The organism is Catonella sp., assembly GCF_057250765.1.
In genome coordinates, this window is sequence record NZ_DBHIEC010000016.1 from 1 (window position 1) to 18,025 (window position 18,025).

Here is an 18,025-nt window from a genome sequence, read left to right on the forward strand (position 1 = left end):
TATTCAAAGTGTTATGATAATTCTAACTTTGTTTGTGGGGATAGTCAATAAGTACAGGAAAATCAGTAAGAGCTGTTATCAATTTAACAGCTCCCTTATCAAGTGCATAACTATTAAGTTTTAACGGCAAATTTCATAACAATTTTAGTCTATTTCATAGAAGCACTTCCGGCAGCAATATTAGCCTCAAGTATATATTTCTGTCCAAAAAAGTAAGTAATAAGTGGAGGAATGGTTAAAAACATTGCTCCTACCATAACCAGATGCCAATTAGGAACTGCGTTTCCGGAAGATGCCTGCATATACTTAAGCGCCACTGCAAGAGGATATTTTTCTCTATCTTGTATGAATACCAACGGACCGTAAAACCATCCCCAGTTAAACTGAAAGGTAAATAACGCAACCGCTATCAGTATTGGCTTCATCAGGGGAAGAACAATTCTTCTGTATATTCCAAAATATCCCAGACCATCTATTTTTGCAGCATCATCGAGAGTAGTAGGAATTGTCATAAAAAACTGACGCATAAGGAAGATGTTAAATGCTCCTCCACAAAAATTAGGTACTATTATCGGGAGATAGGTGTTGAGCCAGCCTATTTTCTTAAATAACATAAACTGCGGTATAATATAAACATCCTGCGGTATCATTAAAGTAGCTAAAAGCATAAGAAACAATATATTTTTCCCCTTTGCCCTAAGCCTTGCAAAGCCAAATGCTACAAATGAACTTGAGAATACCTGCCCAACTATGCAGAAAAATACAAAGATTATACTATTTCTCAAATGAGCACCCATAGCGGAATTCTTTTCAAATATTTTAAGATAATTTTCAAAATGAAATTCCTTAGGTATTAAGGTAAATGCTCCTTTTACATTAGTCGAGTCTGAGGCAAGTGAAATAGATATCATAAAAATAAATGGTGATAAAAACATTATTCCTATGAAAATGAGTAAAGCATATACAATAATCTTTTCAACCGGCTTTCTTTCTTTTCCCATTTATTTTCACCTCTCCTTCGTAAAATACAAACATTGCAGATGAACGAAATACTATTGCACTTAAAATTATGATTATTATGAAGATTATCCAACCCAGTGCACAGGCATATCCCATCTCGAAGTCAGAAAATCCCTTGAGGTATAGATAGTTACTTATCATCAGTGCTGCATTGTTGGGCTTGTAATATCCATCAGTAAGCACATAAGACTGTGTGAATACCTGCAAAGAACCAATAAGACCTGTAATAAGGTTGAAGAACAAAACCGGCGAGACAAGTGGAACCGTAATCTTCCAAAACTGTTTCCATACACCCGCTCCGTCAAGGCTTGCCGACTCATATAAGGCCCTTGGCACTCCGTTTATGGCTGCAAGTACCAGTACAAGGCTTCCACCTCCTTGCCATAAGCCCATAAAAACGATGACATATTTTATAAGATTTTCATCGTATAGCCAGGATAGTGGCTCTATGCCGAACAGCCCCAAAAACTGATTCGCAAGACCTATCTGTGTATTAAATATCCAAAAGAACACAAAGGCCACAGCTGTGAGAGGCACTAAAACCGGCAAGTAGTATATGGTTCTGAATATTTTCATCCCTCGAACCCGGAAACTTAATAAAAAAGCTAGAAGCAAAGATATTATCAATGAAAGTGGAACGGTTAATCCCGCATAAAAAAATGTATTAAATAGGCTCTTGTAAAAATTTTTATCCCCAGTCAGCAGCTTTATATAATTTGAAAATCCTATAAAGCGTGGTGTTTCAAACATATTCCAATCTGTAAAGCTATAAAAAAAAGAGGCTATCATTGGACCAAGAGAAAAAAATAAAAAACCTAATACCCAGGGCGAAACAAAAATATAAAACCAAATCGCTTCTCTCCTTGATGCTTTCATTTTGGAGCCCATGGTCTCCCTCCTTCCATTTCAATAAGGGCCACCGTGGCGGTTCTTATCCGTCACGACAGCCCTCCATTCTTAATACAAGTTGTTTATTTTATTACTTCATTGAGTTCTTTTTCTATCTTTTTAAGTGTTTCAGAACAATCTCCTCCTTCAGCAAACAACACACTGAAGTTTTCATCAAATACACGCTGTATCTCATTCCACTTTGGATGAAGAGGAGGAGAAACTATAATATCAGCTGATTCAGCGAACGCATTAAAGTTCATGTTCTTTCCCTCTGCCCATGCAGGCTTTAAGAAAAGGTCACTTTGAAGAAGTTCTACATTTGCAGGTGCATCCTGCTTATTCTCAACTATAGGCTTCTGTCCTTCAAGACTTGTCAAAAATTCAATTGCTTGAAAAGCTGCCTCAACATTTTTTCCTCCTTTAGGAATTGCTAACCCACTTCCAAAGGAGAAGGTCGCTCCAACTTTATTTTTCCACATTGGCGCCATATCCCAATTAAGTCCTTCTACACTTTCAAGAGAACCTACATTCCAAAATCCAGTAATATTTATAGCGCAATGTCCCTGCGCAAATAAAGGATCAGGCTGTCCATCTTTAAGTCCAAAGCGGCTATAGTCATCAGCTGAAGGTGCTACTTTATACTTATGCACAAGGTCAGTATAGAAATTAATAGCTTCTACATTTTCAGGAGAGTTAACTGTAACCTTTTCTAGATTGCTATCTAATATGCTTCCACCGTTCTGATACATAAAGCTCATCCACCAAGGCCACCAGCCACCGGCTGCAAAACCGTACTGCTCTACAACTCCATCTTTAGTAATTGTTAGTTTCTGTGCCGCTTCAAGCAAGTCTTTCCAAGTCCAATCTTTTGTAGGATAGGATACTCCCGCCTTATCAAACATATCCTTGTTATAATACACTATCATAGCTCCGCCTCTATCAGGCATTGCATACAAGGTATTCTGCCAGGTATATGTAGAAGTTGCTGTTCCAAATCTCTTTGCAAGATCAAGTCCTGCGGCTTCCGATAATTTGGTCAAGTCTTCTAAGACTCCCTTAGAAGCGTAGGAGTTACTTGCTTCTCCTACCTGTATAATATCAGGTGCATCACCCGAAGCTATCATGGTTTGTACTTTAGTGTCATATCCATCATTTGGTATAGCCATTACCTCAAGCGTTATCTCAGGATATTTTTCATGTACCAATGCTGCTCGCTCTTCATAAGTCTTAATGTCATTTTCACTTCCCCAGCAAGCCATCTTTAGGGTTACTTCTTCCTTAGATTTTTCGCCCGAGGTTTCAGTCTTTGCTACAGATGCTGTCTTCGCACTTCCATCTGATGCCTTCGACTCCTTCTTAGAAGAGCCACTACTTGAGGCTGCCCCACACCCTGACAGAATCATTCCTGTGACCAAAGCTACTGCCAGTACCCGTAATTTAGATTTTTTCATACCTTTCCTCCTCCATTTTAGCTAAGAATTTTTAATACTCCTCCTATTTTCTGATTTAATTACCAAGTTTTTTACTAGGATAACCAGGCTAATAGTTTAAGTGTATTAGGATAACATTATTAATTATGTCTTTTGAAACCCATTTCATATTTTGATTATAGTTACTTTTTTACAATGTGTCAATAATAAATTCATTATTTTATAAATATTTTTCTTAAATCTTCTTAGGTGACAAGTTTACCTCACTATCAAATACGTCCACAAGAATCTTTAATCAACACCTCAGTATCTATAATATATTTCCTTTTTACTTTGTCTCCAATAGTAAGCTTATCAATAATTTCTATCGCTTTTGCTCCTAGTTCAGAGTAATTTTGTGAAACAGTTGTAATCCTTGGACGAACTGCATCAGTCATATAAATTCCATCAAATCCTGTAACTGAAATATCCTCGGGTACCCTTATCCCTCTGTCTTTTGCTGCATTAATCGCTCCGATGGCTGTGAAATCATTTACCGCCATCACAGCTGTAGGCAGCTTTTTACAATCTAATAACTTATTCATACTTTCATATCCGTCTTCAACAGAAAAGTTACTATCTATTATCCATTCTTTCCTGCTTTTAAATAACTTATTATCAACGGCCTCCATGAAAGCTTTAAGTTTTATATCTGTTGAGGTAATACCTTTTCGACCACCAATAAAGCCCACCTTTTTATGTCCAAGTTCTGCTAAATAATATATCAGTTCTTTCATTCCTTTTTTCTCATCTGCTGCCACATGATAACTTTTAACCCCTGACATTGCACCGTTTATAAATACAACCGGTATCTTTTCAGTTATAGCCTTAAGTTCCTCAACCTGATCTTTGCCTGACTTTTTTTCATTTGCCCTGCCCCCCATTATGACTATACCATCTACCTGTTTTTCACGAAGCAGGTCTAAATACAGGGATTCTACACCGGTACGATTCATCCTGTTATCGTTCATAGAATTGCATAAAATCATTGTGTATCCAAGGCTTAGTGCTTTTTTTTCAGCCTCTAAGAACACTCCCGAAAAAAATGGATTTGTAATATCAGGTACTATAAATCCTATTGTTTTCGTTGCTTTATTAATCAACCCTCTTGCAAGAGCGTTAGGCTTAAAATCATTTTCTTTAATTATACTTAAAATCTTCTCTTTTTTATCTTCTTTTACTCTTGCATTTCCGGTTAAAACCCTTGAAACAGTAGCAGGAGATACTCCTGCTGCCTTAGCTATATCATAAATAGTCATTATCTTTTCCTGCATACTTTGCCTACTTTCCTTATGTTTCATCATCAAATACTAAAGTTGTTACAGAATACGGAGTAATCTCATATATACCACTTGTATCTGCTTTTATCTTCAGCAAGCTCTCTGTCTCAGAGCTCCTGTATAGATTACAATTGTTAGGTTGATGAGTACTCACATTCTGAATTTTGAGTATCTTGGCTTTCTCGCTGTCATTTACAACCACTATAACCAACTTCCTATTATTTTCATTCATCGCTATTACAATGTTTGAATCTTCACTATCATACACCATCATTCCAGGTCTTATAAACTTGGCATAGTTTCCTAAGATATAATACTGCTTGGTCAAAAAGAACTCTTCTTTTCCTTCAAAATTTGCGTGCATAAGTCCATGGTTATGCTTCATTAGTTCATTTTCGACCGCTTGCCAATAAATCCAGGAGGATGCTTTCATTTCATTTAAGTGAACTCCTATGTTTTTTGCCAATTCCATACCAGCGCTGACATCACCATGATTATGCTCCGCATTTCCACCGCAGCTTATTTCAGACATACACAGCGGTTTATTAAGTCTCCGTGCTATTTCGCAAAGTTCTTTTCTACTCTGTTCATTGCTGAAATAAGAATGTGTATTTATCTGTTTTACCTTACTCAATGCATGTGCAGAATAATGGTTGATACAATATATAGTCTCAAAAGTACTCCAACACTCAGGTGCACTTATCTTAGTTTCGTTAAGACCTGCATCTTCTATTGCTTTTGCTAATACCTCAATAAATCTACTTTGTTCATCTACATCAAAGTGGCAGCCTTCCTGATTATTGCCGCTTTTCCACCAAAAAGACACAGGTTCATTGAATGGAGCTATACTCGATATTTTCATACCAACTTCATTTTCTATAGCCAATGCACTTTTTACTATAAATTGTGCTAAGTCTTCTTCCATCCCTTTTCTTAAATTACAAAGTCCGTCATCTGCACCTGCAGTCGATGGATATTTTAACATAGCTAACGGTGGACTATTCAAGAACAATTCAACAGTATCAAGTCCATATTTAATCGCCTTCTTTAATATACTTAACTGTGCTTTATCAGCTTCCAAGTTAATACTGCCATCAGGCATTAGTATACATGGTATATCTGCCCCTACCCTAAAGTTTTTCTTATTTGGTGGATTTTCACCTCCTCCTAAGTTATAGCGTAAAATATTAAGCCCAAGTCCATTAGTCTTGTCAAATAATAGGGCACAGATTTTCTCAACTAATTCCTCATCTTCCCATCTCCCTATGACATTACCCCACCAACAAAGGGAAGTTCCGAATCCTTCAAATCTTCTCCCCTTATCTAACTGCGAAATATCTACAGAAATAATATTATTATCCGACATAATATCCTCCATATTTGTAAATTTGAAATGGGTTAATTAAATTATATGAAATGGGTTTCATGAAGTCAATATAGTTTTAAAAATATGGCAGGAACAAGCCAAATTGTTTGTTCCTGCCATGTTAAAATGCTAATTCAAAATGCAAATTAAAACTCGTAACAACTCGCCTTAATTATTGACGGTTCTTCTTCTAGTCTGATATATTGCTCATCTCCATTTAAATCCATATATTTCTTCCAATTACAATATTCATCATATGTTCCCTTTTCCAGTGACAAGAAATCCACTTGTTTCCCTTCATTTATACTCTCTAACTCGACCCTATATCCATATCCTATGAATAAAAGTTCATCTGTCGCTATCTGGATAACCATTCCTGCCCCTGGGATAAATTCGTTATTATCATCTATCTTATGATAAAATTCTATATTCAATACATATTTTCCTATATTACATTTATATTTGCTTTCACCCTCTTTTTGTGAAAAACCCGTCATTTTATCTGTCCCATAGTATTTTGTAATTATAGGAATCATATGATTAAATAATCTATAGCTCTTTGAAAGATAATCTTTTACCGCCTCACTTGATACATTTTTATCATTAACATCTGTGTGAAAGATTCCCGTTATAAATGATTTATCCTCGCCAATACTCTCTGCTCCAAAAGGTGAATAACATAATGTATTATACTTTCCTATAGCCACATATAAGTTCGGTATAGCCCACTTATCCCTCCTTGTTTCCGGTATGAACAAAGGATTGTCTTCTCCTGAATATAAATCTGCAATTTTCTCAAATTCAAATGCGTATATGTCAGGTGATAAAAAGTCCAAGTTTGGTGCCACAGCTTTCCATATTCCTAACATCTCAGGCTCAGGTCCTCCACTAGGATACGTTCCCGCCTCTTCGCCTTCACCCTTAAGCCATACATTAGTAAACAACGGTAGTCTATATACTTCCTTTCCTGTCCTTGCCAATTTATCCAAGTATGAAGCATAATTTGCACACATGAATGCTTCAGCAGCATTTTCTCTAAATACTTCTTCCCAGTTACCATTATCTGCTGCTATCAAATTTGTAGTACTATTACTTTTAATGTTTTCTATTAAATCTTCATTTATGTATCCCTTATATGCTTCGCCTGCTTCTTTTCTAAAATCCCTTGTAGGGCCAAGAATACCTACTTCATTTTCCACCTGAATTGCTAAAACCGTCTGTTCTTTTTCATCAAAATCTTTTATAAATTTCATAAAAGTTTTAAATGCATTGATTTCTACTGATAAGATATCACTTTTAAACATGCTTAAAATTTTTGTTTTCATCCCTGCTTCGCTCTCTACTCTCGGAAATCTGGCTAAATCCAGTTTAACCCAGTTAGGAGTATATGTTGACAAACTATTTTTCCAGCTTCCAAACCATAGTAGTACAAGCTTAACCCTATTTGTACGCGCTTCTATAATTAAATGTTTTACCATAGTAAAATCAAAATCATTCTCTTGCTTTTCTATCATATTCCAGTAAACAGGCACAAGAAGTGTATTACAGTTTAACTCCTTCACTCTTTCCCAGACGATTTTCATATACTCTGCTGAGGATGCAGCAGAATTATGCACTTCCGCAGCAAGCATGATATATGGCTTACCTTCAACAAAAAGCATATATCCCCCATTAAATCTTTTAATCTGTGGCAAGTCTTTCATTCTACCTTTCTCCTTTTCAGCTTATTTTCGTTGAACCTCTTACTATAAGCTCTGTACTAATTGATTTTCTGGTATTTTTTGCAACACTTTCAATATTATTGATTATATTAACTATAGTTTCTGCATACTCCTTAAAATTGCAAGCTACTGTAGTTATACCGGGATACACAAAGCTTGATATATCGAGTCCATCATAGCCTGAAATTGCAATATCTTCCGGAACCTTTATATTATTTTTATAAGTCTCACTAAGTGCTCCTATTGCCACTAGATCATTTATACATATTATTGCTTCGGGCATTTTCCCGCACTTTAAAAGCTGTTGCATTGCAATGTTGCCACCTTCGACAGAATAATCGCTTTCTATTATTTTTTTTCTTATCTTTATTCCATATTTTCCAGCACTTTCTATTATCTCATTTCGTCTCTCTGCTGTGGTTCTGATGTTCCCAAAGCCCCCAAGCAATGCAACATCTTTATATCCCTCTTGCGCCAAATGTTCTAAAAGCTCTTTACTGCTTAACTTTTGTTCCTGATATACTTGAACACAATTTAATTCAGCAACGTCTACACAGGCAATAATTGGGATTTTTTTATTGATTTTTTTCAATTCATCCAGATATTTTTTATCAATGTTTGTATCGTCTAGCCTACCTCCCATAAAAACAATTGCTCTCACATTTGCAGACATAAATGTATTCAATATATTACTCTCAAGGTGCTTATCTGATTCTGAATTGCACAACAAAATCGTGTATCCCATCTTTTTTGCTGCAATTTCGGTCTCATAAAATATTCTCGCGTAATATGGGCTGTTTATGTGCGGAACAACGAAACCAACTGTATTCGACCTGCTTGCCTGTAGAGCCTTAGCTATTTGATTTGGTCTGTAATCATATCTATCGATTAACTCTAGTATTTTTTCTTTCTTTTCTTTTTCAACTTTTCCCGTATCGTTAATTACCCTTGAAACCGTTGCTGTAGATACTCCAGCCATTTCAGCTAATTCTACAATAGTAATTTTCTTATTCATATCATTTTCTCCGACGTTCTTATATTTAGCTTTTCAAGCATTCATTGTTTATCCTTTTAATCCACTTGATACTATACCTCTAATAAAATATTTTTGGAAGCAAGAATAAAGTATTATTATAGGTAAAACTGTTAATAATGCCATTGCCATTACCGGTCCCTGATCTAATGCGTCTTTATACCCACTTATTGAAGAATTTAAGAATATAAGTCCAACTGCTAAGGTATATTTTGGCTCATCATTTAAAAAAATTGCAGGACCAAAGTAATCATTCCACGTCCACACAAACATAAAAATTGCAACTACAAATAAAATTGCCTTTGAATTTGGAATAACCATCTTGAACAAAATTTTAATTTCACTGCAACCGTCTATTCTGGCCGACTCTTCTATTTCCTTTGGGAAACTCTTAAAGAACTGATGTAAAAGAAAAATACTAAAGCTGCTTCCAGCCAGCATATTAGGTAGAATTAACGGTAATATGGTATTCGTAAACCTAAGCTTAGCGTATATGTTGTACAAGGGTATTATTGTTACAAAGTAAGGCACCATCATTGTTGAAATGAGGATAGTAAACCAAAACCCCTTTAACTTTGCATCGTACTTTGCAAATCCATAAGCTACTAAAGTGGTACTTATTAGAGTTCCTATAATATTTAGTATTGTTATTATACTACTATTCTTAAAATACATAAAGAAGTGCGTGCTTTCAAATATATATTTAAATGATCTTAATGTAATTGGAGATGGAAATATCTCAGGTGGATATTTAACTATCTGCTCGGTTCCCATTAATGAAGTGGATAGCATCCAAATAAATGGAAGTAGAAATATTATTCCTAAAATACAGCATATTATAATCCAAACTAATAAGCTTGCTTTCTTAAGCATAGTCCCATCCCCTTTCTATTCTGTATAATTCATAAGTTTTCTTAGCGACCTTAATACAACTAAACTTATGAATAAAATGATTATATACATAATCCACGCAAGAGCAGCTGCATATCCAAATCTACCATGGCTAAATCCACTGTCATATATATACATTCCATACATATAGGTCTTCTTAAAAGGTCCTCCCTCAGTCATGATAAGCGGTTGAACAAATACCTGAAAAGCTCCTATTATTCCCATAATCAGGTTAAATACAAACACATTGGCTATGAGTGGAAATGTTATCTTAAAAAAGCACTTTATACTTCCAGCCCCATCTATTTTTGCAGCCTCATAGTAAGAGACGGGGATCTGCTTAATGCCTGCTAAAAATATAAGCATTTGCTGCCCACAGAAGATAAGGTTTGCAATTACAAGGGAGGTCATTGCCCATTTTGTATCGGTTAACCAGAATGGACCTTCTATATGGAATATTGATAATATATAATTTATCAATCCTCCCTCGCCTCTTAACAAGTATTTAATAACCGCAAAAACCGCTGCTCCTGCTGCAATTGAAGGGAAGTAGAAAATTATTTGAAAAATATTACTTATTTTAACTTCCTTGGATAATAAAAATGCCATAAACAGTGCTAGTATCAAGCTTGTAGGAACAGCTAATATAGCATAGTGAAAAGAGTTTATAAGACTTTTCCTAAATAAATCATCATAAAGCAATAAATCAATGTAGTTTCTTAGTCCTATAAATTGTGGCATAGTAATACCATTGTACTTCGTGAGCGAAAGATAAATTGAATACACCAGTGGCATAAAGGTTAACAGAAAGAAACCCAAAAACCATGGCATTATAAACAGATAAAAGTATTTCGCCTGATTCTTCTTATGCCTCATAATCATTCCTCCAAATATTACTTTCTGTATTTTTAGTTAAATTTTGGTGCCTTGTGCTAAATACTTTACCACAAGGCACCGGAAAATAATGTTACTCTTTCATTCTATCTAACTTAAGCTGTCCCTTTGTCTGGATATTCTTTAATGTTGTATCAAGATCCTGTTCGCCTGAAAATAGCAATTCAAGTTCAACCTTAATTATTTCATCCTGTATTTCATTAAGTACCACTCCATCCACTGCGTAATCAAGAGCATCAAAAAATACTGATTTATTAAATTTCTTCCATCCCTTTGGTATATTGTTAATAAAGTTACTATCCTCGCTTATTGCCTTTAACGCAGGAAGGCCTATAACCTCCATTTCTTCCTGCACTTTTCCTTGGGCAGACATATATTTAATATATTCCCAAGCCTCATCCTTATGAGGACAGTCTGCTGAAATACCAATAGCTGTTGTCCAAAGCGGTGATCTCCATTTACCGTACTTTGAATTTGAAGGAAAGGTTACGATATCCCATTCAAATTTATCTCCAATAGCCTCGTTAAAGCTTGCCATATCCCAAGAAGCTCCTACAGTCATTGCGTACTTGCCTGTTTCAAAAGTTCCTCCTACATCCTTAGCCATTGTAGGAGTTGGGGAAATCTTGTGAACTCTATACAAATCTGTCATAAACTGGACACCGTCCTTAAATCCCTCGGTATCAGCGGTCATCTTTCCTGACTCCCAATCCCAAGCCTTGTATCCGTCGTAGAGATTTCTCGCAAGGGAATATGCCCACCAGGATGAGAAATCTGCTCCCCAAACCTTGTTATCACCTTCTCCTTTTGTTAATGCCTTGGCTGCCTTTAGAAAATCTTCTTCTGTCCAATCGTTAGTTGGTAGAGGCACATTGTTTTCTTCAAACATTGTCTTATTGTAAATAATGAAGCCTGAATAAAAAGTGGTTGGTGCAGCATAAACGCTTCCATTGTAAGAAAGCCCACTCATAAGGCTATCTACCCAAGCACCTTTTAACCCGTCTTTTTCAATATATGAATCTAATGGAGCAAATATGCCCTTCTTAAAATATTCACCGCCGAAGTCTCCGGCAATCTGTACTAAATCAGCAAGTGTGTTTGAAGAAACTTGTACTGTGAGTTTGTCATGAAAGCCTTCTGGTATCGCTTCGAGATTTACTTTAATATTATCATGTGTTGCATTAAACTCATCTGTCCACTTGGTTTTGTACTCAATTTCTTTCTGGTTTCCCCATAAAAGAAATCTAAGCTCTACTTTCTCATTTGATGCAGTATCATCGCTCTTAACAGTACTCGTTTTTGTGACACTACTGTCTGCTTTAGCTGTATCTGCTTTACTTCCGGTCTGATTTGGTGTTGACTCTCCACAAGCACTTATTGCAAAAATAGCTGCCATAACAGCTGCCAGTAGTTTTACACTTCTTAAATGTTTCATTGACATTTCCCCCTTTGTATAATATAATTAATTTGTACTACTTGTAAACGTTTACATTTTATCATATTGCTGTATGTTTGTCAATATCAATTATTATCAACATTATTTTTCACAATAAACAAGGAGGTTTTATGAATAAATTGAAAAGTATTACCAAGGGATTAGTCAGCTGCTCACTCGTGCTATTTGTTATATTATCTTTTTTGTTTTCACCTACACAAGCTAAGGATACAATAAATGTCATCATTAGCCCTGAGTACTCTTTTCAAACTCTTAAAGGATGGGGAACTTCTCTGTCTTGGTGGGGTAATGCAATCGGTAGTTGGAAAAATGAGACAAAGAAGAACGAAATACTGGATTTAATATTTGACGAGTCGAATGGTTTGGGATTTAATGTTGCTCGTTATAATATCGGTGGTGGTGATAATCCAAGTCATACGCATATGAGAAATGGTGCTATGCTTGAAGGTTATCAGCCATACCCCGGCGTTTGGGATTACAATGCGGATGCCACACAACGACAGATTTTAAATGGTGCAATTGAAAGAGGTGTCAACATAGTTGAGGGATTTTCAAAAACTCCACCTTTCTGGATGACTTATAGTGGTTGCTCTGCTGGGAATATCGACGGAAAAAGCAATCTAAGACCTGATTATTATGATGATTATGCAAATTATTTGGCAGAAGTCTATTTACTTTTCAAAGATAGATTTGGCGTCACATTCGACTCTATTTCTCCTATTAACGAGCCAAACGGTCCTTGGTGGAAAGTTAACAATAGACAGGAGGGATGTCACTACACTAGAGAGGAGCAAAATAAGCTATTTAAAGTCATGAAAGATGTATTTGCTTCAAAGGAACTTTCTAATGTTACTTTAGCGGGTCCTGAGGGGTTTGAATTTAAATCTACATTATCATCTTGGGATACCTATGATGACAATGCAAAATCTGCTATTGGCAAAATCAATACTCATTCATATTTTGGAAATGAAAGATTGCTTCTTAATTCAATCTCGCTTTGTACCGGAAAACGCTTGTCTGTGTCAGAATTTGGAGTAGGTGTAGGCGAACATGATCATAATGCCATTGATAGCGCGCTTGTCTTAGCGCATAAAATTAGAGATGATGTTAGGGAGTTACAACCTGAGACTTGGGTATATTGGCAAGCTGTTGAAGAAGAGTTTTACACTAACAATTGGGGCCTTATTCATGCTAACTTTAAGGGCGATGAGGAATATGAGATAACCAAACAGTACTATGGTATGGCTAATTTTTCAAAGTTCATAAGACCCTGTTCCACTATTATAGGCGCCAATAACCCAAACATTCTGGCCTCATTGAATAAAGATACAAACAGGCTATGTTTTGTTGTGATTAATGATTCTAAATATAGTCATAACTACACCTTCGATTTGTCAAAGTTTTCTACTTTAGGGAGCGATGTTAGCATATACAGAACATCCCCTAATGAGAATCTAAACATGCTTGACAATATGCCTATTGACGGTAATTCACTTAATGTTGTTATTTCTCCTCAGTCAATAACTACGTTTGTCATCGAGAATGCTATGACTAATCTCGAACCTGCTTTTGATAGAAATTCTGTCTATAAAATAGTAAATAAATCAGACAACACTAAGGTTTTGGACATAAGAAATTCTTCTCCTGAAAATAGTGCAGAAATAATAATAGCAGAAAAATCAGACAGTAGTAAGAGTCAAGGCTGGAAACTTATTTGTAATGACTTAGGTGAATATTATATAGCAAATGTTAATGCAGCAAAGATGCTTGATGTCCCTCGAGCATCAAGGAGAAACGGTGTGATCATGAAGTTATGGCAGGCAAACGGCGATAGTAATCAATTATGGAGTATTATTGATTTACATAATGGTTATTTCTCTATAATTAACAAAAATAGCGGGAAGGCGCTAGGTATTAAAAACGGAGACATGACTGATGGCAATAACATCGACCAATATGATTATTATGGATATGAAAATCAACAATGGAAATTTGAGTTGGTAAAATAGAAACTATTGAATTATATGCAGAATAAGTACTATTAAGACTAAAAGGGTGAATATCTGGTTGACTGGATTTTCACCCTTTTACTATTTACTTAGTGTCACAAAATTAGAATCTATTATATATAAGCTTTCTCCTATCACCTTTCCCATATCTTTTCCCGGTAATGGCGTCTGATAGTGTAAAAAACCATCTGTTTTTTATTGTTAAAACATCTCCAAAGCACTTAATTTAGACAAAATGAATCTAAAAAGAGCGATGCAATTACCTTGAAAATAACATTTGCTTTAAGCAGTATGTTTTATTTCAATCACATACTTTTCTTTAAGTTTTGAGCATCTGTTCTGGGCAATTATTCCTTCGTGCTGCAATCTTCCAACTACAATTCCAGGGTGAATTCCAATTGTATTTGCAAATTCAACTATTTCATCATCAGAAGTATATTTAGATGGAGCAAACCTTTTATAGTCCGCAGGAGAAATCAGATAATTTGTAGCAAATTTATCTGCTTCTAATTCAAGGTTATTATTAATATCCATCATCTCCTCAACTTTAGTACTAATAAATACCATTTTAATTTTCTGCTGCAGCACATGCTTTATTTCATGAAATAATGAAAACCAAAACTTATCTGCATTAAGTCCTCTATTATTCATCGCAAGCACTACTCTATCCTCTGTCACCCACTTAACTGCTCCATTCACTCCTGAATTCTTCAAATGCGGTAATAGGACAAATGCGATACCACATTCGGCAAAAATTTCATTCATTCTTGGCAAGAACTCTTCAGGTTCCTTTAGAGTCATACCTCTAAGCTCCGGTAAATATCCTTTTAATTTTACTGCATTGTAAGGCTTAGTCTCAATGCTTTTTGAAAAATTCATAGCTGTTTGAATCCAAGCTCTGGAATTAATAATGTGTTTCTCTTTATTGCAAGATGAACTTGTTCTAAAGTTCACTAAAAAATCCTGTTTCAACATAATTCTTAAATCTGCAACTTTGAAAAACTTACATAAGTTTGCCACTTTATCCTTGATGCTTCTTGTCGTTGGCAAACCAACTACGTCAATAAAATACTTATAATCTATCTCTTTCACAAGTTCTGCCTGTGCATCAATATCCTTGGCCAGTTGTATCTCAATAAGTTTCTGATCATAAGTATTCTGTAAATTCTGCCATACATCTAGACTGGTACCAAGCATTACAGAAAGCTTCTTCGCTAAGTCATTAGATATATTAGCCTGCCCATTTATCAACTGGCTTAATGTCTTTGCTGTTGTCCCCATTCTTGTTGCAAACTCAGCCTGACTAATTTCCATGTCTTCAATAACATCTGCAATATAATACCCAGGGTGAAAGGCCACTATATCTTTGTATTCATTTACATTACTCATAATGGTTTGACACCTCCGTCACCTTTACAATTTTAATCATTTTACACTGTGCTAAAATATCTCCTTCTGTGATTTCGTTTTCACTGACATCACAAGGAATCATTGTAACTCTATATCCTGTATTCCCTAAGCGTATGCTCCATTCATCTTTTCTGTCACCTTTTAAGTGTTCAAAGTGAAAAGGAGGAAAATTAGTATCTTCATCCCCAATTTTAATTTTTGTCCCCCTTCAATTTCATTACTATTTTGGTAATAAAAATTATAGCACAGTTTATGTTCAATGTAAATATTTTTAATATATGTTATTTAAAGACAATAATGGTAAATAAGGGCTACAGAAAAGGCAGATAATATAAAGACTTTATAAAATTATGAGCAGACACTCAGATTTTATTGTGTCTCACTTGATACTACCAAAATATTCATTAGGCTATAATTTTAACTGTTTTCAACTTCAATATACGAAAAGCAGGAATATAATGATATTTTTCAAACTTATAATTCAAAAAAATATAATTCATTGTCTAACCACCTCTCTTTTTACCAATATGTAAGCGATAGGATAGATAATACATGCAAAACTTATCTTCTTTTTGACGAACTTCAGGTAGTATCCGATTGGGAAAAAGCAATAGAATCTTTTAGGTTAGACTATGACGTTGATATATACATTACAGGTTCAAATGCCTATTTATTATCTTCAGAGTTTGCTACACTGCTTTCCGGCAGGTATGATATAAAAGGAAAACAGCTGCTTAAAACTCTTGATAAAAACTACATTGTTGATTTAGGTTTTAGAAATATGCTTCTTGGATACAGAGATGCAGATAGAGGACATATCTTGGAAAATATTGTATTTCTGGAGCTTATAAGGAGACATTACAGGGTTTTTATTGGAAAAATAGGAGATACCGAAATAGAATAACTATGAAAAAATCATACTGACTTTCGATAGAGATTTCATTATCTCCGAAAATGGAATTAAAATAATCAATGTTATTGATTGGTTGATAGAAGATATTTAATCAAATTAGTAAGTTCAACTCCTGTATTCAAGTATTTGTTTGAATAGCGGGTTGAACTTACTTTTTCTAAGCCTATATTGCAGACTGATATTTTTCCTTTTTACACTTTAATAACTTGATTTACTGCTTTCTTCCATCCTTCGTATTTTTTATTCCTTAAATCATTGTCAGCACTCGGGCTATACTCCTCATACTTTATTCCATCAAATATTTGATTAGAGTCGTAAATTCCCATTTTGATTCCAGCCATAAATGCTACACCCAACGCTGAAAGCTCTTTGAGCTCAGGAATCCTAACATTTATATCAGCAATATCGCTTTGAAATCTCATTAAATATTTATTACTTGTAGGTCCACCATCAACATTGATAACTCTTATATCTTCATTTGATTCCTCTCGCATAATTTTTATCAAGTCTGTAATCTGATATCCTATGCATTCCAAACAGGCTTTAACAATTTCATTACGTCCCGTAGTTCTCGTAATACCTGTGAGACATCCTTTAGCATCAGGTTTCCAATAAGGTGCACCTAGCCCTGTAAATGCAGGAACAAAAAAAGCCTCGTCTGCCTTGTTAGCTTTTATTGCTAATTCTTCTGTCTCTGCTGCACTATCTATAAGGTGTACCTCATCTTTTAACCAAGAAATAACTGCACCGGTATAATTCAAATTTCCTTCAAGCACATAATTGATTACACCATTCATTCCCCAAGCTAACGATGTTGCCAAACCTTTTTTGCTGATGATTATTCTTTTGCCTGTATTTAACATGACAGATGAACCCGTGCCATATGTTGCCTTTATTCCGCCCTCTGCTCTACAGTTCTGCCCAAACAGTGCAGCATGACTATCTCCCATTACAGCACAAATTGGAATCTTATTGTCAAAAATACCTCCTACATCTGTGTAACCAAAAACAGAGTCTGACATGACTACCTCAGGTAATGCAGATAAAGGTATTTTAAAACTACTGCAAAGATGCTCATCCCATCTTAGCTTATTAATATCAAATAGCTGAGTTCTGGAAGCATTTGAATAATCTGTCTTATGACTTTTCCCTTCCGTCAACTTATATATAAGCCAACTATCTATAGTTCCAAAGGCAAGCTTGTTTTCCTTTGCCAGTTTTATTGCATCCGGTATATTATCAATTATCCACTGTAGCTTTGACGCAGGAAAGTATGGTGATAGTGGAAGTCCTGTAGTATTTTTAACGTATTCTTCAAGTCCTTCTCTCCTATGTTCTTCACATATCTGTTCGCCCCTTCTACACTGCCATACAACAGCATTACATAGGGGAATTCCATTTTCCCTGTTCCAAGCTACCGAAGTTTCTCTTTGATTAGAAATACCCAGAGCTTTAATATCATTAGGCTCTATTTCATATTTACTAATAATTTCCTTACATACAGCGATTACATTACAGTATATTTCTTCCGGATTATGTTCAACAAATCCTTTCTCTGTAATAATTTGCTTATGTAACTTATCTGCTTTGCAAGCAACCCTTCCTCTTTCATCAAAAAGCAAGGCTTTAGTTCCTTGTGTACTTTGGTCTATAGATAAAATATATTTCATAA

The 18,025-nt window shown here is 35.2% G+C and carries 14 protein-coding genes; 2 read left to right on the forward strand and 12 right to left on the reverse strand.

Features of this window, described 5'->3' with window-relative positions; genetic code table 11:
* Positions 1 to 149: 149 nt before the first annotated feature.
* From ACO6HM_RS09010 to ACO6HM_RS09055, 10 genes are all read right to left on the reverse strand, one after another.
* Positions 150 to 1,001: a carbohydrate ABC transporter permease gene (locus ACO6HM_RS09010; protein WP_485390723.1), complete on the reverse strand. Its 852-nt coding sequence runs from the start codon at positions 999 to 1,001 to the stop codon at positions 150 to 152.
* Positions 976 to 1,908: a carbohydrate ABC transporter permease gene (locus ACO6HM_RS09015; RefSeq protein ID WP_485390724.1), complete on the reverse strand. Its 933-nt coding sequence runs from the start codon at positions 1,906 to 1,908 to the stop codon at positions 976 to 978. The genes ACO6HM_RS09010 and ACO6HM_RS09015 overlap by 26 nt, the downstream gene beginning before the upstream one ends.
* A gap of 83 nt (positions 1,909 to 1,991) precedes the next feature.
* Complete coding sequence (locus tag ACO6HM_RS09020) at positions 1,992 to 3,362, reverse strand: ABC transporter substrate-binding protein (RefSeq protein WP_485390725.1); 1,371 nt, start codon at positions 3,360 to 3,362, stop codon at positions 1,992 to 1,994.
* 248 nt (positions 3,363 to 3,610) lie between these two features.
* Entirely contained in the window at positions 3,611 to 4,639 is a 1,029-nt protein-coding gene (locus tag ACO6HM_RS09025; protein WP_485390726.1) for a LacI family DNA-binding transcriptional regulator, read from the reverse strand.
* A gap of 31 nt (positions 4,640 to 4,670) precedes the next feature.
* Positions 4,671 to 6,026: a glycoside hydrolase gene (locus tag ACO6HM_RS09030; RefSeq protein ID WP_485390727.1), complete on the reverse strand. Its 1,356-nt coding sequence runs from the start codon at positions 6,024 to 6,026 to the stop codon at positions 4,671 to 4,673.
* 146 nt (positions 6,027 to 6,172) lie between these two features.
* Positions 6,173 to 7,729 (reverse strand): GH35 family beta-galactosidase, encoded by a 1,557-nt coding sequence (locus tag ACO6HM_RS09035; RefSeq protein ID WP_485390728.1) that lies wholly within the window; start codon positions 7,727 to 7,729, stop codon positions 6,173 to 6,175.
* A 16-nt stretch (positions 7,730 to 7,745) separates the two neighbouring features.
* A complete protein-coding gene (locus tag ACO6HM_RS09040; protein WP_485390729.1) occupies positions 7,746 to 8,762 on the reverse strand; it encodes a LacI family DNA-binding transcriptional regulator in 1,017 nt (338 codons plus the stop codon).
* Between the two features lie 48 nt (positions 8,763 to 8,810).
* Positions 8,811 to 9,653: a carbohydrate ABC transporter permease gene (locus ACO6HM_RS09045; protein WP_485390730.1), complete on the reverse strand. Its 843-nt coding sequence runs from the start codon at positions 9,651 to 9,653 to the stop codon at positions 8,811 to 8,813.
* A 15-nt stretch (positions 9,654 to 9,668) separates the two neighbouring features.
* Positions 9,669 to 10,547 (reverse strand): carbohydrate ABC transporter permease, encoded by an 879-nt coding sequence (locus tag ACO6HM_RS09050; protein ID WP_485390731.1) that lies wholly within the window; start codon positions 10,545 to 10,547, stop codon positions 9,669 to 9,671.
* 91 nt (positions 10,548 to 10,638) lie between these two features.
* Entirely contained in the window at positions 10,639 to 12,000 is a 1,362-nt protein-coding gene (locus ACO6HM_RS09055) for an ABC transporter substrate-binding protein (protein WP_485390732.1), read from the reverse strand.
* Positions 12,001 to 12,131: 131 nt separating this feature from the next.
* On the opposite strand from ACO6HM_RS09055, the gene ACO6HM_RS09060 reads away from it, so the two are divergent.
* Complete coding sequence (locus tag ACO6HM_RS09060) at positions 12,132 to 14,030, forward strand: glycoside hydrolase (protein ID WP_485390733.1); 1,899 nt, start codon at positions 12,132 to 12,134, stop codon at positions 14,028 to 14,030.
* 282 nt (positions 14,031 to 14,312) lie between these two features.
* On the opposite strand, the gene ACO6HM_RS09065 is transcribed toward ACO6HM_RS09060, so the two are convergent.
* Positions 14,313 to 15,419 carry a HigA family addiction module antitoxin gene (locus ACO6HM_RS09065; RefSeq protein WP_485390734.1) on the reverse strand — a complete coding sequence of 369 codons (1,107 nt, stop codon included), beginning with the start codon at positions 15,417 to 15,419 and terminating at the stop codon, positions 14,313 to 14,315.
* A gap of 520 nt (positions 15,420 to 15,939) precedes the next feature.
* Here ACO6HM_RS09065 and ACO6HM_RS09070 point away from each other — a divergent pair.
* Positions 15,940 to 16,344, forward strand: coding sequence for an AAA family ATPase (locus ACO6HM_RS09070; RefSeq protein WP_485390735.1), 405 nt, complete (start codon positions 15,940 to 15,942; stop codon positions 16,342 to 16,344).
* 200 nt (positions 16,345 to 16,544) lie between these two features.
* On the opposite strand, the gene ACO6HM_RS09075 is transcribed toward ACO6HM_RS09070, so the two are convergent.
* Positions 16,545 to 18,023, reverse strand: a complete 1,479-nt coding sequence (locus ACO6HM_RS09075; RefSeq protein ID WP_485390736.1) for an FGGY-family carbohydrate kinase — start codon at positions 18,021 to 18,023, stop codon at positions 16,545 to 16,547.
* Positions 18,024 to 18,025 lie beyond the last annotated feature (2 nt).

What these genes read in the sequence shown, in the direction of transcription:
- ACO6HM_RS09050 (WP_485390731.1), bottom strand. Translation starts at nt 10,547, where the DNA reads ATGAGGCATAAGAAGAATCAGGCGAAATACTTTTATCTGTTTATAATG.
- ACO6HM_RS09010 (WP_485390723.1), bottom strand. Translation starts at nt 1,001, where the DNA reads ATGGGAAAAGAAAGAAAGCCGGTTGAAAAGATTATTGTATATGCTTTA.
- ACO6HM_RS09040 (WP_485390729.1), bottom strand. Translation starts at nt 8,762, where the DNA reads ATGAATAAGAAAATTACTATTGTAGAATTAGCTGAAATGGCTGGAGTA.
- ACO6HM_RS09060 (WP_485390733.1), top strand. Translation starts at nt 12,132, where the DNA reads ATGAATAAATTGAAAAGTATTACCAAGGGATTAGTCAGCTGCTCACTC.
- ACO6HM_RS09045 (WP_485390730.1), bottom strand. Translation starts at nt 9,653, where the DNA reads ATGCTTAAGAAAGCAAGCTTATTAGTTTGGATTATAATATGCTGTATT.
- ACO6HM_RS09035 (WP_485390728.1), bottom strand. Translation starts at nt 7,729, where the DNA reads ATGAAAGACTTGCCACAGATTAAAAGATTTAATGGGGGATATATGCTT.
- ACO6HM_RS09030 (WP_485390727.1), bottom strand. Translation starts at nt 6,026, where the DNA reads ATGTCGGATAATAATATTATTTCTGTAGATATTTCGCAGTTAGATAAG.
- ACO6HM_RS09055 (WP_485390732.1), bottom strand. Translation starts at nt 12,000, where the DNA reads ATGAAACATTTAAGAAGTGTAAAACTACTGGCAGCTGTTATGGCAGCT.
- ACO6HM_RS09025 (WP_485390726.1), bottom strand. Translation starts at nt 4,639, where the DNA reads ATGACTATTTATGATATAGCTAAGGCAGCAGGAGTATCTCCTGCTACT.
- ACO6HM_RS09075 (WP_485390736.1), bottom strand. Translation starts at nt 18,023, where the DNA reads ATGAAATATATTTTATCTATAGACCAAAGTACACAAGGAACTAAAGCC.
- ACO6HM_RS09065 (WP_485390734.1), bottom strand. Translation starts at nt 15,419, where the DNA reads ATGAGTAATGTAAATGAATACAAAGATATAGTGGCCTTTCACCCTGGG.
- ACO6HM_RS09015 (WP_485390724.1), bottom strand. Translation starts at nt 1,908, where the DNA reads ATGGGCTCCAAAATGAAAGCATCAAGGAGAGAAGCGATTTGGTTTTAT.
- ACO6HM_RS09020 (WP_485390725.1), bottom strand. Translation starts at nt 3,362, where the DNA reads ATGAAAAAATCTAAATTACGGGTACTGGCAGTAGCTTTGGTCACAGGA.